The sequence below is a fragment of the Vagococcus sp. 211 genome (assembly GCF_056322705.1).
In genome coordinates this window covers 2203505-2218753 of sequence record NZ_CM150475.1, presented here as the reverse complement: position 1 = coordinate 2218753, position 15249 = coordinate 2203505, and the positions used below count along the sequence as shown (strand labels likewise).

Annotated in this window: 13 protein-coding genes; 8 read left to right on the top strand and 5 right to left on the bottom strand. The window is 35.7% G+C overall.

Features of this window, described 5'->3' with window-relative positions; genetic code table 11:
* Nucleotides 1-42: 42 nt before the first annotated feature.
* Complete coding sequence (locus tag ACVWM0_RS10565) at nt 43-561, bottom strand: hypothetical protein (RefSeq protein ID WP_476472581.1); 519 nt, start codon at nt 559-561, stop codon at nt 43-45.
* A 278-nt stretch (nt 562-839) separates the two neighbouring features.
* On the opposite strand from ACVWM0_RS10565, the gene ACVWM0_RS10560 reads away from it, so the two are divergent.
* Nucleotides 840-1523, top strand: coding sequence for a helix-turn-helix domain-containing protein (locus ACVWM0_RS10560; protein ID WP_476472580.1), 684 nt, complete (start codon nt 840-842; stop codon nt 1521-1523).
* A gap of 201 nt (nt 1524-1724) precedes the next feature.
* Nucleotides 1725-2339, top strand: a complete 615-nt coding sequence (locus ACVWM0_RS10555) for a helix-turn-helix domain-containing protein (protein ID WP_476472579.1) — start codon at nt 1725-1727, stop codon at nt 2337-2339.
* A 35-nt stretch (nt 2340-2374) separates the two neighbouring features.
* Here the strand turns inward: ACVWM0_RS10555 and ACVWM0_RS10550 are convergent, their stop codons facing one another.
* The 4 genes from ACVWM0_RS10550 to ACVWM0_RS10535 all read right to left on the bottom strand — a co-directional run bounded on the left by ACVWM0_RS10550 (nt 2375) and on the right by ACVWM0_RS10535 (nt 7681).
* The gene (locus ACVWM0_RS10550; protein ID WP_476472578.1) at nt 2375-3997 is read right to left on the bottom strand and encodes an ABC-F family ATP-binding cassette domain-containing protein; all 1623 of its coding nucleotides are present in this window, start codon (nt 3995-3997) and stop codon (nt 2375-2377) included.
* Between the two features lie 111 nt (nt 3998-4108).
* Nucleotides 4109-5095: a polyprenyl synthetase family protein gene (locus ACVWM0_RS10545; protein WP_476472577.1), complete on the bottom strand. Its 987-nt coding sequence runs from the start codon at nt 5093-5095 to the stop codon at nt 4109-4111.
* 27 nt (nt 5096-5122) lie between these two features.
* The gene (locus ACVWM0_RS10540) at nt 5123-5647 is read right to left on the bottom strand and encodes a Gx transporter family protein (protein ID WP_476472576.1); all 525 of its coding nucleotides are present in this window, start codon (nt 5645-5647) and stop codon (nt 5123-5125) included.
* Nucleotides 5648-5773: 126 nt separating this feature from the next.
* Nucleotides 5774-7681 carry an FAD-dependent oxidoreductase gene (locus ACVWM0_RS10535; RefSeq protein WP_476472575.1) on the bottom strand — a complete coding sequence of 636 codons (1908 nt, stop codon included), beginning with the start codon at nt 7679-7681 and terminating at the stop codon, nt 5774-5776.
* A 286-nt stretch (nt 7682-7967) separates the two neighbouring features.
* On the opposite strand from ACVWM0_RS10535, the gene pplA reads away from it, so the two are divergent.
* The 6 genes from pplA (at nt 7968) to ACVWM0_RS10505 (ending at nt 15233) form a co-directional block, all read left to right on the top strand.
* Nucleotides 7968-8894 carry an extracellular electron transfer flavoprotein PplA gene (gene pplA / locus ACVWM0_RS10530; protein ID WP_476472574.1) on the top strand — a complete coding sequence of 309 codons (927 nt, stop codon included), beginning with the start codon at nt 7968-7970 and terminating at the stop codon, nt 8892-8894.
* A 123-nt stretch (nt 8895-9017) separates the two neighbouring features.
* Nucleotides 9018-10130, top strand: a complete 1113-nt coding sequence (locus tag ACVWM0_RS10525) for an FAD:protein FMN transferase (RefSeq protein ID WP_476472573.1) — start codon at nt 9018-9020, stop codon at nt 10128-10130.
* Between the two features lie 22 nt (nt 10131-10152).
* Complete coding sequence (gene menA, locus ACVWM0_RS10520) at nt 10153-11094, top strand: 1,4-dihydroxy-2-naphthoate polyprenyltransferase (RefSeq protein ID WP_476472572.1); 942 nt, start codon at nt 10153-10155, stop codon at nt 11092-11094.
* 242 nt (nt 11095-11336) lie between these two features.
* Nucleotides 11337-12713 (top strand): LPXTG cell wall anchor domain-containing protein, encoded by a 1377-nt coding sequence (locus ACVWM0_RS10515; RefSeq protein ID WP_476472571.1) that lies wholly within the window; start codon nt 11337-11339, stop codon nt 12711-12713.
* A 25-nt stretch (nt 12714-12738) separates the two neighbouring features.
* A complete protein-coding gene (locus ACVWM0_RS10510; RefSeq protein WP_476472570.1) occupies nt 12739-13137 on the top strand; it encodes a hypothetical protein in 399 nt (132 codons plus the stop codon).
* 770 nt (nt 13138-13907) lie between these two features.
* Nucleotides 13908-15233, top strand: coding sequence for an LPXTG cell wall anchor domain-containing protein (locus ACVWM0_RS10505; protein WP_476472569.1), 1326 nt, complete (start codon nt 13908-13910; stop codon nt 15231-15233).
* Nucleotides 15234-15249 lie beyond the last annotated feature (16 nt).

Genomic DNA, 15249 nt, shown 5'->3' with positions numbered 1-15249 from the left:
ACAGTTACAGAACGGTTAAGAGTTTCTAGCCTATTTTTTTATCTAATTTTTCTCGCTGTCTTCTTTTTTAAACAAACGAGCCCAGAATCCTTTTTTAGGTTCTTCTTCAGTGGTTTCTGGTGTTGTTTCGGTCACTTCTTCAGGTGTCTCATCAACGTTCACTTCGTCTAATAAAGTCGGTCCATCCTTGTCAGTATACTGTTTTAAGTTGTCTAGTAAGGTGGTTTGTTGTAGTTGGTTCATTAGAATCTGTTGGTTTTGATTGAGTTCAAATAACCGTTGATTTGTCTGCTCCATACTAGAAGCTAATTCATTGTAGCTTTCTTGTAGGGTATCAAACTGTCTATTTCTTGTATCCAGTTCTTGGCGTAAAATTTCTAAAGTTAAGTGTTCAGACGATTTTTCTTTGACCTTCTCTTCTTTTTCTTCAGGCTCTTCAAGAGTGATACCACGTTCTTTTAGAATATAGGCAACCCCATCTTCGTTCAGATGATTAGTGTTCATATGTTGAACAACATATGTCTCATAGGTGTCTAAATCTGTTTCTTTTAGTTTATTCATAATCGAGTAAACCGTTGCTCTAGGCACATCGTATTGTTTTGAAAATTCTCCAAAAGTTAAAATAGCTACTCACGTCCTTTTTATTATTCTTCAGCTGGGTATAAAAGCTTCTAAACAGATTGTACAGGTTAGACAAGAAAAATTCAAATATAATATGAGAAACCTATCATAAATCCCTTGTGTCACTTATTCTGACAGACTTTTTGGTTAATAATCAAAGACTCTATCTGTACATCCTATAAAATTATGGTTTACTGAAAGGGAAGGAGGCGGTAGCTGTGAGGATTGACCAACAAATAAAAGAGCAACGTCAACTATTAGGAATGACCCAGGAAGAACTAGCAGAAAAATTAAATGTGTCACGCTCTTCTGTGGCTAATTGGGAGAGTGGTCGTAATTATCCAGACATCGGTACGATTTTATTATTATCTGAGGTATTTCATCTGACAGTAGATGAGTTATTAAAAGGAGATAAAACAATGGTGAAAAAAATAGACCATAAGATAAAACGAGGGAATCAGTATCGTGGCATACTAGTAGTGTTCGGGATAGTGGTAGGTGTTCTTTTTTTAGTGACTTTTTGGTATAACTACCGAAACGCTCATTTAGAGATTGTACCGTTACAAGATATTCAAGAAGTGAGTGTGTCATCTCGTGAATTAACAGAAGATACTTTGATTACAGGTCAGGTTGTGTTAGAAAAACACGAAAGGATTGCTTTTTCAGAGGTGGAACTAGAGGATAATCAGATGTTTATTATGGTTCATAAGGAACCGTATCTTTTAAAGGGTCAGGATTACTTTGAGGTAAGTATGAAAGAAATTATGACAACATACGGAGAATGGGTTGTTTCAGACGTCACAAAAATCAATCTTGTTTACTATGATAACCAGATGTTACAAGGAGTTACAAAAGATCAGTTAGTAGAGACGTTTAGTCAAGAAGTTATTTGGGAAAAGTAGTGTCTTTTCGTTGTCTTACATGTGTTTATTTTTGTTTAATATGTACAGTAACAAGACAGAGGAAGAAAAGAGAAAATGACTTGATTGCTGATGGAAAAATGAAAAAGGGTGTCTTATTATCGTTTGATTAAACGTAGGATAGAGAGACACACTAGGTAATTGACAGCGCCTACCGTATAATAAACAAGAAGAGGTGAGGCAATGAGAATTGGAGAAAAAATAAAAACAGAAAGAAAGCGTGTCGGATGGACTCAAGAGGAACTAGCCAATGAACTTAAGGTTTCAAGGGCTACCGTATCCAGTTGGGAAGTCGGTAGACACTACCCGGATATAGGTATGGTTTTTTTAGTTAGTGAGCTGTTCGACATATCTTTAGATGAGTTATTAAGGGGTGAGGACCAGATGATTGAGAACATGGCAGAAGATATGAACCAAGGAAAAAAACGAAAAAAAACCATTCATTACTTAGTTGTTTTACTCAGTCTAACGCTTGTCTTATTACTGTTTATTTCGTACAAGAAGCTAGACAACAAAGACATTCGTTTCTCTAAGGAAATTAAAGGGATTGAGGTCACAGATAAAGGAATCATCATAGCTTTAGATGTGCCTTTTTACAGAAAAGCATCTGCTTATATGGTAGATGGTCCCACAGAAGATGGGATATATGAGGTTCAGTTAGGAACTCGTATTGATTGGCAGGTCACTCATAAAAAAGATATTTATATTCCAAGGGAAGATGAGTTCTACGGGTTAATGAAGCAACTAAATGTCATCTCTCCTAAAGGTGAAGTTCTAGAAAGTATTCTATTAAAATAAAAAAGCTAGAAGAGATAACCTCTTCTAGCTTTTAATTATTTAAAGATTTCTTTTAATTGCGCTGCAACCGCATCGTTGTCTAAGTATTCATCATAAGTAGTCTCAGCACGGTCTACAACTCCTTTATCTGACACAGCAATAATACGATTTGCAATGGTTTGGATAAATTGGTGGTCATGAGATGAGAACAATAATGAATGGTCAAAAGCGATTAAGCCATCATTTAGTGACGTAATTGATTCTAAGTCTAAATGGTTTGTTGGATCATCTAAAACTAAAACATTCGCCTTAGCTAACATCATTTTAGATAGCATACAACGTACTTTTTCCCCACCAGATAAGACATTAACAGGTTTCAATACATCTTCACCAGAGAATAACATACGGCCTAAGAAACTACGTAAGAACGTATTGTCATCTTCTTCTTTTGAGGCATACTGACGTAACCAGTCAAGAATGGTATCATCTGTTTCAAATTCATGAGATGAATCTTTAGGTAGATAAGATTGAGTCGTTGTTACGCCCCATTTAACTGACCCTGTATCAGGTGTTAATTCACCCATTAAAATCTTGAATAAGACCGTTGTCGTGATATCATCTTTTGCGATGAATGCCACTTTATCGTCTTTTCTTAATGTGAATGAAATGTTATCCAATATTTTTTTACCATCAATGGTCATCGATACGTTTTCAACTTGTAGTAAATCGTTTCCGATTTCGCGTTCTGATTTGAACCCAACAAATGGGTAACGACGTGATGATGGTTGGATATCGTCTAATTCAATTTTTTCTAACATTTTTTTACGAGACGTTGCTTGTTTTGATTTAGAAGCGTTCGCGCTAAATCGAGCGATAAAGGCTTGTAATTCTTTTACCTTTTCTTCTTTTTTAGAGTTTTGGTCTGATTGAAGTCTAGCTGCTAACTCACTAGATTCTAACCAGAAATCATAGTTACCCACGAATAACTTGATTTTACCAAAGTCTAAATCGGCCATGTGTGTACATACTTTGTTTAAGAAGTGACGGTCATGGGATACTGTAATAACAGTATTTTCGAAGTTGATTAAAAATTCTTCTAACCAAGCAATAGAATCTCTGTCTAAACCGTTGGTAGGCTCATCTAGTAGTAGAACGTCTGGCTTACCAAAAAGAGCTTGTGCTAATAACACTTTTACTTTTTGTCCAGCAGGTAGTTCAGCCATTTTTAAGTCATGTAATTCTTCAGGAATGTTTAATCCTTGAAGTAAACTTGCTGCCTCAGGTTCTGCTTCCCAGCCATCTAATTCAGCAAATTCTCCTTCTAATTCAGCGGCTCTAATGCCGTCTTCATCAGAAAAGTCAGGCTTCATGTAGATAGCGTCTTTTTCTTTCATAATTTTGTATAATTCTTTATGACCCATGATAACAGTGTTTAACACTGTGTATTCTTCATAATCAAAATGATTTTGCGCTAGTGTAGCTAGACGCTCGTCTGGTCCTAAAGTAACAGAACCTGTTGATGGTTCTAAATCACCAGATAAAATTTTTAAAAACGTTGATTTTCCAGCACCGTTAGCTCCGATTAAGCCATAGCAGTTACCAGGAGTAAATTTAATGTTAACATCTTCGAATAATTTTCTATCTGGGAATTGTAAACTGACGTTTGAAACAGTAATCATATAATCCCTCACCTTTACGTATTTGAATCTTAGTATCTCCACGATTATAACGATTTTAAGACCAGAATACAAGCAACAAAAAAGCCTAGAAGGCAAGTTCAGCTTCCAGACTTAGTTATTACGATTGAGAATCATCTGTGTGATGTGTCGGATGGTTTCTTTTGTTTGTTTTTTATTGTTAGGCAATGTTTCAATTAACGCTAAGGCTTTTTGTGTGTAATCATCAGCTAAAGCGTAAGATTTGTCGACGCCGTGATACTGCACAACTAAATCATGCACAGCTGCAGCATCTTTATCAGTCATCTCTTGTTGTTTATCAAGATAGGGCTTAAATGCTTCCTGATGACCGTCTAACGCACAAATCAATGGTAAGCTGTAAACGCCTTGCTTTACATCTTCTAAGACAGGTTTACCAATCTCTTGTGTTGTTTGTGAGTAGTCGAGGATATCATCCACTATTTGGAAAGCCATGCCAATCGATTTGCCGATGTCTCGGCAGGTATTAGCTAATTTTTTTGAACCACCATTTTCATAACACCCTAAGAAACAGCTAAGAGCAAATAACTCAGCAGTCTTACCAGATATGTTATTTAAATAAGTATCCGTTGTAACAGAGAGATCATAACGATTGGTCATTTGCCCCAATTCGCCTAATAAAACTTTTTCCATACTTGCAGTATTCAGCTGGATACTTTTGAGGGAATCCGTGTATTGAGCGAGCAATTTAAAACAAACAATAAAAAGATAATCCCCAGCATACACAGCAACGTCTTTATCAAACTTTGTTTGTAAGGTTGTCACACCCCGTCTAACATCTGCTTCATCGATGATATCATCATGAATAAGTGTGGCGGTGTGTAAGGTTTCAATAGCAGCGGCTAAAGCAATACTTTTTTCCTGATTGTATTTTTTACCAAAGTCACTGAATAGTAACAAATAAGCAGGTCTTAGTAATTTACCTCCTGCATGAATCATATCAATGATTGTTGATTCAATGTCTTTATCAGGTAAGTTGATGGCATCTGTCATCAAATCAAGGGTTTTATTTAAATCATTTTTTAATGAGGGGAATGGCTCCCACATTGGATGAATGTTCATAACGATACTCCTTCTTCCTATGGTCGTTTAGTCAAAATCAAGTTTAAATTCCTGAATAAATTTAACGTGCTCCATGACATAATTGGCAGCAATCCCAATGGCAATTCCTGCTAATATCCCTATCCATGAGAGAATCGGAAGGTAAAGCATGACTGTCCATGAATGAGCAATCCAACTAGCCACAAGTAATTGGCCAACATTATGCAAAAAACCACCAAATGCACTAATTCCAATGGTACTGATTCGTTTGTGACCTAATTGTTTGAGCAGGCTCATCCCAAAGTAACTCAACAAGGCACCAGCCGCACTGTACATAAGGGTCGAGACAGTCCCACCTAATAACGTGGTCAAAAATAACCGTAAAATAACCAATAAAAAGCTATCTTTCATCGGCATGGTAAAAATAGCGATAATGGTAATTAAATTAGCCAGTCCTAATTTTGCTCCAGGGGCAAAAGCAAAAGGAAAAGGAATCATGTTTTCAAGTAATCCGATGATAACCCCTTGGGCCACGAGTAAAGCAATATAAATAATTTTTTTATTTTGATTCATTATGATTCTCCTATCATAGTCAAAATAGTATCACAAAATCAGGGACGCAACAATCTAAGGTCTTATGAATAAAAAGAAAGTTCTAGAGGATAGACCTCTAGAACTTTACGGAATAACTCATCGTGATTAAGCACTCTCACCATATCGTGATTTTACGTCGCCATACCACCAATTATGTAGGGTTCTTTGTAACCAAGGCATCACCCATTTGTCTAATCCAAAGGCACGTCCAGAACCGTTCATTAATGCAAAGGCTGCAAAGATGAACCAAACGTTAACCCAGTAAAACATACCAGATAGACAGAACATGATTGTCAGAACAATGGTAGCAGCGTTAGCTAACCATGTGAATAAACCAGCGATAATCGCTAGAGCAATTAATAATTCAACAATTGTCATGAATTTTTGCATGAATAGAGCCACTTCAGGATTTGGTAAGAAAATCTTCATAATAGAAGCGAACCAATTTGGCATCTCTTTGAAAACCGTCATTGGTTCTTCACCAAAGGCATAACTTAACCCAAAGACAGGATCAGCAACAGCAGCGACAGCATCCCCAGCAGCTTCAGAAGCTCCAGACGTTGCATCTGCCGTGTTTTGTAACCATTCAAATGGGAAGACTACCGTATCAGAGAACCATGAACCTTCACCAAACCATGTTCCAGGCTTCATAAGTGAGCCATTTCCCACAATTTTTTTCATTGATTCAACTAACCATACGGAACCGTAGAACAGACGAAGAGGAACAGACCATAATACGTTACTGTTACGAGATGTGTGACCTCTAAAGATATTACGCTCATCTTTAATACGGAAGAACTCGTGCATCATGTATTGGAAAGCATAGTAGCCAGAGCGAACATCGAAGAAGTAACGTAAGTTAATCACGTGTTTCATCGCCATTGCAAAGAAGCCACTCATATGAATTTTATCAAAGACACAAGCCACAGCATATTTAGAGCCAATAGATACCATGAAACCATCGTATTTGCCTTTGTATGCTTCTTTTTCACCACCATTGATGTCAGCTAAAATGTTTTTAGCAGCACAATGACCCGTTTGTTCAGCAGCTTGTACGATTTGTGGAGTTGGACGGTTTTCGGCTTCTTCAAAATAAACCAAATCCCCTACAACATAAATGTTCTTATCTTCGTAGCCCTTTGCTTGCATGTACTCGTTTGCTACAAGGCGACTCGCACGTGCAGCTTCCATTTCAAAGGCTTCAGCGTCACTGTTAGCTTTAACACCAGCTGTCCAGATTAACGTGTGAGTATTGATTCTTTCCCCTGATTTAAGCATGATATGGTCCTCAGCCACTTCAACAATAGGCATATCTTTAAGAATCTTCACGCCTTTTTTGTTTAAGTATTTTTCAGCTTTACCAGCATCATTACGATCCAACATGTTTAGAATCGTTGGAGCAGCTTCTACAACCATTAAGTTAATTTCTTCTGGTTTAATTTTATTGTCTTTTGCTAAACGGTCTTTCCAGTCAATTAATTCTCCCACCATTTCAATTCCGGTGAATCCTGAACCACAGACTACAAAGTTTAGCATTGCTTGGCGTTTTTCAGCATCTGGTTCAAGAGCAGCGACTTTAACAGTGTTTTGGATATGTTCTCTTAATTTAATCGCATCATCCATTGACCATAAAGTGAAGCCGTTCTCTTTAACACCTGGCGTCCCAAAATCATTAGGTTCGCCACCCATACCTAGAACAAGATAGTCGAATGAATAAGACCCTTGTTTGGTTTTAACTACTTTGTTTACTTTATCAACATCAACAACAGAATCAGTGACAACACTGACATTTTTTCTCTTGCAGAATAATCTTTGTAAATCGTATTGGATTGCTTCAGGTTCCACACGACCTCCAGCTACTTCGTGTAATTCAGTCATCATTGTTTGATAAGAATGACGATCAATTAACGTAATATGAATGTCGTTATTTTTCTTTAATTTTTTTGATAACATTTTTGTTGCGGCAATTCCTGAATATCCAGCACCGACTACAACAATCTCTGTTTTAGCCATGAAAAATCTCCCTTTCTTTTAAAAAATAATAGTGAATAAAAAAATAAATGCGATGATTACGTGAAATAATTTACACAATCGTACCTATTATATAACCTAGTTAGTGAAAAGTCTAACTATAATTTAGGTTTTTTTTATTTATTTTTTTAATAGGCGGTTAAAATGAGAATTTTGTGAAAAAATTAATTAACTAAAGAAAAAATATTGCAATTGTGTCCATTATGGTATAAAATTATGTGTGTAAATTAGTTCACAATATATCAAATATAAAGGATGGTTTTTTAAAATGAAAATGAAAAAATTAATCTCAGGTGTAACGATTTTAGCAATGTCTACATTGTTGTTAGCTGCATGTGGTGGAAATAATGATACAGAAACAAAAGACACAAAAGCATCAACAGAAGTCGTAGCAGAATCATCAGAAGAAGCAGTAGCTGACGAAGGTGAAGCTAAGAAACTTGCTGGTGGCGATTTACAAGATGGTGAATTTACATTAGAAGAAAAAAATGAAAAAAATGATTACCGCGCAGTCTTTACAATGGTAGTTAAAGATGGCAAAATCGTTGAATCTAAATACGATAACATCAACAAAGATGGTAAATCTAAAACAGAAGACAAAGAATACAATGACATGATGAAAGAAAAATCTGGTACGAACCCAGAAACATTCATCCCAGCATTAAACGAAGCTTTTGTGGCAGCACAATCAGCTGATGGTGTTGACACAGTATCAGGAGCAACGCATTCTGCTGAATCATTCAAAAACTATGCACAACAATTAATCCAAGCATCTCAAGCGGGTAACACAGACAAAATCGAAATTGACAATGGCGCTGAATTAAAAGATGGTGACTATACATTAGAAGAAAAAAATGAATCTAATGGTTACCGTACAGTCTTTACAATCGTAGTGAAAGACGGAAAAATTGCTGAATCTAAATACGATAACGTGAACGCTGAAGGCAAATCTAAAACAGAAGACAAAGAATACAATGACATGATGAAAGACAAAGCTGGCACAAGCCCAGAAACATTCATCCCTGAATTAAATAAAAACTTAGTTGATAATCAACAACCAGCAGAATTTGATGTTGTAACAGGAGCAACACATTCATCTGATTCATTCAAGATGTATGCTGAGCAATTAATCAACGCAGCTGAAAAAGGCGATACAACTAAAATTGAAGTGGACAACTTCGTATTTGAAAAATAAGCAAGATGATAAGCGACGAGTCTTAACTGACTTCGTCGCTTTTTTTATCAGTGAAAATAGCCAATACTAGTATTAACGGTTAAAATGAAACAGAAGTTAAGTTATTAGAAGGAGATGACAAGAATGGTATCAGGATACAAACAATGGAAGAAATTATTACTTATCCCAATGGTAGCAGTAACGTTAACCGCGTGTGGGGACAAAAAAGAGGAGTCTTCGCCTAAACAAGTCACAGACAAACAAGGGGTAGTACTCAACAAAGAGCCTTACGCTGAACAACAATTTCTAATGGGAACCTATGTTAAGATTCAAATTTTTGATGAGGGCAAACAAGATGTACTGGATAAAGGGTTTGACCGTATCAAAGAGTTAGATAAAAAGATTACCGTGAATCAAAAGGGATCAGAAGTAGACGAAATTAATCAAAAAGCAGGAATTGAACCGGTCAAGGTATCAGAAGATGTCTATGATTTAATCAAAGATTCTATCTATTATAGTAAGGACTCAGATGGAGGATTTGATTTAAGCATAGGCCCTATTACTCAGTTGTGGCACATCGGATTTGATGATGCAAGAAAGCCAGAACAAGAGGAAATTGACAAAGCATTAACTTTTGTGGACTATCAAAAAGTGATCTTAAATGATGAAGAAAAATCGGTCTTTTTACCTGAAAAAGGAATGGAACTTGATTTAGGTGCCATTGCTAAAGGGTATATCACAGATGAAGCGGTAGACGTATTGAAAGAAAACGGTGTAACGTCTGGGATTGTTGACCTTGGTGGGAATGTCTATGTGTTAGGCGATAACCCAAAAAGTGAGGACGGCACATGGCGTGTAGGTATTCAAGATCCAAATGAGGTCCGCAATACTATAGTAGGAACGGTTCGTGAAAAAAACAAAACACTAGTGACATCAGGCATTTATGAAAGAAATTTAGAAGTGGATGGCGACGTTTATCATCACTTATTTGATTCACGAACTGGCTATCCTTTTGATAATGAAATAGCAGGTGTGACGATTGTCGCAGACAAGTCAATTGCAGGAGATGGCTTATCTACTGGGGTTTTTGCAAAAGGGGTCAAGGAAGGAATGGCCTATGTTGATTCTTTGGAGGGAGTCGACGCTATTTTTGTCACAAAGGATGATCACATTTACGTGAGTTCAGGACTGACAGATAATTTTGAGTTAAACACGGATTCACCTTATGAGTTACGAGACATTAAGGAGTTAAAATAAAAGAAAAAGAGGGTTGGTGTAAATGACGTTGCCTGTTTTTTTAGAGTTAGTAGAGATTCGGACTAAATTAGCGAGTCTGTTTCCCTTTCTTATTGGCCTGTTGTTCTCATGGTATTATTTTGAAGAAGTGAATGTTAGCCACATGCTATTGTTTTTTGTAGCTATGTTGGTCTTTGATATGGCCACGACAGCGATTAACAATTTAATGGATTACAAAAAAGCAAAGAATGATACCTATCAAGTAGAGACAAATATTATTGGTAAAGCACATCTTGATGCTAAAAAAGTCAGTTACTTAATCTATGGGATGATTACTTTATCTAGTCTCATTGGTATCTATCTGACCGTACAGACGAGTATCCTCTTATTAGGAATGGGGGGCTTGTGCTTTCTTATCGGTATTTTCTATACGTTTGGACCTGTCCCTTTGTCACGCATGCCACTAGGGGAATTATTTAGTGGCGTGACGATGGGATTTGGCATCTTCTTTATTACGATTTATTTGAACGTGTTTCAGCTAGACGTGATCCAGTTGGCTTTTTCCAAGGGGCAATTTATCCTAACCGGAAGTATTAAGGAGCTTTTTGTCATTGTCTGGGCATCTGTGCCAATGATGTTCACCATTGCGAACATCATGCTTGCTAACAATCTTTGCGACTTGGATCAAGATATATCGAATCACCGCTATACTTTACCCTATTATATAGGTAAGAAAACCGGTGTCATTTTATTTAATGTGCTGATGTATGCCTGTTATGTCTTTATTTTGGTTGGAGTCTTTATAGGCATCTATCATTGGAGCATGTTGGTTGTGTTTATTACATTTCCTTTAATTCGTAAATTATTGACACAATTTAATGGAAAACAAGAGAAAGAAACCACGTTTTCTGTGGCAATAAAAAATTTGGTTGTATTTAATGGTTTTCAGATTCTAGGATTGGTTATGGGCATTGTTGTTAAATAAAAAGCATTAAAAGTCGTTTTTTGAATGACTTTGAATGCTTTTATTTATTAAAGGATAAGAAAAATAAAAATTTATGATAACAAAGGGATGATGTACAAATATTAGTGATTAGTTGTTGATATAAAATAAAAATTAAATAAAATAATTCATTTAACCTTGATTAAATATATTCTGGTGGTATAATACCTGTGTAACTTATATAAAAAGTATATTAAAAAAACAGAATAGGAGAGAATTATTATATGAAAAAAGTTAAATTAACTACGGTAACATTGGCTTTATTAGCAGGAACTATAATGACACCTGTAGTGTCATACGCTGAAAATAATGATAGTGAAGTACAAATAGAGGAACTAACTGATAAAAAAGGTTCTGAAGAAAAAAAATTAGAAGCATCACAAGCTGCAGCACAAGAAGAAATTACACAATTGATGTTAGATGATAAATTAACACCCGATGAGTCAAGAGATGCAAGTAACGCTGTTATCGGAGCAACTACAGTTGCTGAAGTAAATAATATTATGGATCAAACAAGAGAGTTAGCAGCATCTAAAGATCCTGAATATGCTCAAAGTGCACTTGAAGCAGCACAAGCTGCAGCACAAGAAGAAATTACACAATTGATGTTAGATGATAAATTAACACCCGATGAGTCAAGAGATGCAAGCAACGCTGTTATCGGAGCAACTACAGTTGCTGAAGTAAATAATATTATGGATCAAACAAGAGAGTTAGCAGCATCTAAAGATCCTGAATATGCTCAAAGTGCACTTGAAGCAGCACAAGCTGCAGCACAAGAAGAAATTACACAATTGATGTTAGATGATAAATTAACACCTGATGAGTCAAGAGATGCAAGTAACGCTGTTATCGGAGCAACTACAGTTGCTGAAGTAAATAATATTATGGATCAAACAAGAGAGTTAGCAGCATCTAAAGATCCTGAATATGTTCAAAGTGCACTTGAAGCAGCACAAGCTGCAGCACAGGAAGAAATTACACAATTGATGTTAGATGATAAATTAACACCTGATGAATCAAGAGATGCAAGTAACGCTGTTATCGGAGCAACTACAGTTGGTGAAGTAAATAATATTATGGATCAAACAAGAGAGCTAGCAGCCTCTAAAGAAGAGAAAGACAAAGCATTGGAAGCAGCTAAAAAAGAGGCGTTAGACGAATTATTTTCAATGTTAACAGCAGGAGATATTGAATTAGAAGCGTATAACGAAGCCGTTTCTTTATTAGAAGCAGCAACAACAGTAGAAGAAGTAGAATCAATCATGGAGAATGTAAAAGCAACAATAGTAGACCCAGTAGACCCAGTAGACCCAGTAGATCCAGTAGACCCAGTAGACCCAGTAGACCCAGTAGACCCAGTAGACCCAGTAGATCCAGTAGATCCAGTAGACCCAGTAGACCCAGTAGATTCAACAAACCAAAATGTTCAAAAACCGGAAGATAAAAATAGTGATAATTCAGTGAAAAAAATAGTAAAAAAAGAGGTTACTAGTGGTACTAGTTTGCCTCAAACAGGTGAAAAATCTAATGCTGGATTAGTAACAGGAGGATTAATTTCAATTTTAACAGGGGCATTTGTATTCTTTAGAAAAAAATAAAAGAGATTTTTGGGTGTGATATTAATTGAGAAGAGATCAATTTAAAGGTGATAAAAAATCAAATAGTAATAGAATAATAACTATATTTATGATTTTATTATTAACTCTCTGTTGTTTTATCTATTTTATTAGTCAGAAAGTTACTGAGCCAAATTCTATAAAAATAGAAGAGACAATAAGTCAAGTAACCAAAATAGATCCTCAAGAAGAAAAAAAAATAAAAAATACAATTGATAGTTTGAATAAGTTATACACTGATAAAAGAGCACGTACATTTAGAGATGATGTTAATAGTACAGAACTGAGTGATTTCAAATCAGATATTGATAAGATTCAAGATGAAAAATTAAAATTAAGATTTGAATCTGAGTATAGGCGTGCTCTTGATAGTATGGAAATAAAGGGTCTGAATTATGAAGACTAAACGTTGAAAGTATGCTTGAAAAAGACTTAGAAGGTAATTGGAGATGTCCATTTTGTAAAGGGCATTTATAAGAAAGCTAATTTATATTAAGAAGGTGATTCCTGTATTGAACAGGAGTCATCTTTTTTAGATTTCATTGTTATGTGTAATTATTGTGGTAAGTCATATAGCCCTTACTACTTTTTTAATTCTTCTATATGATGATATTCTTTTAATATTTTATTTCTCCATGTTTCTCATAATACGTTTTAAACTGTAAAAAAGATTAAATTAATCAGTTAAAGTCGTCTTGATTTAACGAATAGCTACCTTTTACTTTTGTAGGATATTTTGTTAATCTTTCTCGTTTTTAGACATAGATTTATTGTGAATTAATTTTACAAAATAGTATTGATAGATAGTACTTAATTATCCTTGAATTGATTATTATTTATATTATTCATGATTTTAATCCATATATAAGAATGCAATCAATACTTGTCATGTTCATGGTAATACACTATATATGAATTCTAAATCCTTATTCCTGAGGACAATCACATAATTAATATAAAAATACTGTGTAAAAGTTATTGACTACGAGACCATAAAATTATACAGAACGAGTTCAAAAAACATGAGTTATAATTAAAATATAATCTAATAAACGTTTTTAAATAAGTATTCAGAAGCCTTAATATACGATAGTGTTGATTTTGTTCCCAGAGATGTTATAATATTTGTGTGGTTTATAATATAATGTCAATAAAATATGAATAGGAGAAATATTAATGAAAAAAGTTAAATTAACTACAGCTACATTGGCACTACTAGTTGGTACTGCAGCAGCACCAATTATTTCTACAGCAACTTCAGCAGAGGACGCTATTAAACAGGAGCAAGAAGCAGGCGATGCATGGGAAGCAGCAGCTAAGGAAGCAGCAGCTAAGGAAGTAGCAGAAGAAGAAGTTATAGACACACCAACAGCAGAAGAAGGCGCTAAAGGTGAAGAAGACCATTCAAACGCATGGGAAGAAGCAGTAAAACCTAAAGAAGAAGTGACAGATACGCCAACAGCAGAAGAAGGCGCTAAAGCAGAAGAAGAGCATTCAAATGCATGGGAAGAAGCAGTAAAACCTAAAGAAGAAGTGACAGATACGCCAACAGCAGAAGAAGGCGCTAAAGCAGAAGAAGAGCATTCAAATGCATGGGAAGAGGCAGTAGCATTAGAAAATGCTAAAGACGAAGCATTTTCTGAATTAAAAGACTTATTTGAAGAAGGTTTAGTTTCTTATGAAGAGTCAATGGAATTAACAGATAAAATCAACACAGCTAAAACAATTCAAGAATTAAAAGATTTAGGATTGTTATCTGTTAAAGAGACTGTTAAAGAAGAAGAATGGAATACACCAACAGCAGAAGAAGGCGCTAAAGAAGAAGAAGACCATTCAAACGCATGGGAAGAAGCAGTAAAACCTAAAGAAGAAGAGTGGGATACACCAACAGCAGAAGAAGGCGCTAAAGAAGAAGAAGACCATTCAAACGCATGGGAAGAAGCAGTAAAACCTAAAGAAGAAGAATGGGATACACCAACAGCAGAAGAAGGCGCTAAAGAAGAAGAAGACCATTCAAACGCATGGGAAGAAGCAGTAAAACCTAAAGAAGAAGAATGGGATACACCAACAGCAGAAGAAGGCGCTAAAGAAGAAGAAGACCACTCAAATGCGTGGGAAGAAGCAGCTAAAGATGCTGAAGATAATAAAGATCCAGAAGTAGACCCAGAGGTAGACCCAGAGGTAGACCCAGAGGTAGACCCAGAAGTAGACCCAGAAGTAGACCCAGAAGAAAAACCTGAAGTAGATCCAGAAGTAGACCCAGAGGTAGACCCAGAGGTAGACCCAGAAGTAGACCCAGAGGTAGATCCAGAAGTAGATCCAGAAGAAAAACCTGAAGAAGTTACTAAAGATAAAGTTATTAAAAAAGTTGTTGCAGCAGACAACAAAAAAGAAGTTGCTAAAGTTTTACCACAGACAGGTGAAAAATCAACAGTTGGTTTAGCTATCAGTGGATTGGTATCAATGTTAGCAGCAGGTTTCGTTTTTTTCAGAAAAAAATAATTAATTAGGATTGTTG

Excerpts from the sequence above, each read along its gene's own strand:
- ACVWM0_RS10565 (WP_476472581.1), bottom strand. The coding sequence starts at position 561 with ATGAATAAACTAAAAGAAACAGATTTAGACACCTATGAGACATATGTT.
- ACVWM0_RS10555 (WP_476472579.1), top strand. The coding sequence starts at position 1,725 with ATGAGAATTGGAGAAAAAATAAAAACAGAAAGAAAGCGTGTCGGATGG.
- ACVWM0_RS10550 (WP_476472578.1), bottom strand. The coding sequence starts at position 3,997 with ATGATTACTGTTTCAAACGTCAGTTTACAATTCCCAGATAGAAAATTA.
- ACVWM0_RS10545 (WP_476472577.1), bottom strand. The coding sequence starts at position 5,095 with ATGAACATTCATCCAATGTGGGAGCCATTCCCCTCATTAAAAAATGAT.
- ACVWM0_RS10540 (WP_476472576.1), bottom strand. The coding sequence starts at position 5,647 with ATGAATCAAAATAAAAAAATTATTTATATTGCTTTACTCGTGGCCCAA.
- ACVWM0_RS10535 (WP_476472575.1), bottom strand. The coding sequence starts at position 7,681 with ATGGCTAAAACAGAGATTGTTGTAGTCGGTGCTGGATATTCAGGAATT.
- pplA (WP_476472574.1), top strand. The coding sequence starts at position 7,968 with ATGAAAATGAAAAAATTAATCTCAGGTGTAACGATTTTAGCAATGTCT.
- ACVWM0_RS10525 (WP_476472573.1), top strand. The coding sequence starts at position 9,018 with ATGGTATCAGGATACAAACAATGGAAGAAATTATTACTTATCCCAATG.
- menA (WP_476472572.1), top strand. The coding sequence starts at position 10,153 with ATGACGTTGCCTGTTTTTTTAGAGTTAGTAGAGATTCGGACTAAATTA.
- ACVWM0_RS10515 (WP_476472571.1), top strand. The coding sequence starts at position 11,337 with ATGAAAAAAGTTAAATTAACTACGGTAACATTGGCTTTATTAGCAGGA.
- ACVWM0_RS10505 (WP_476472569.1), top strand. The coding sequence starts at position 13,908 with ATGAAAAAAGTTAAATTAACTACAGCTACATTGGCACTACTAGTTGGT.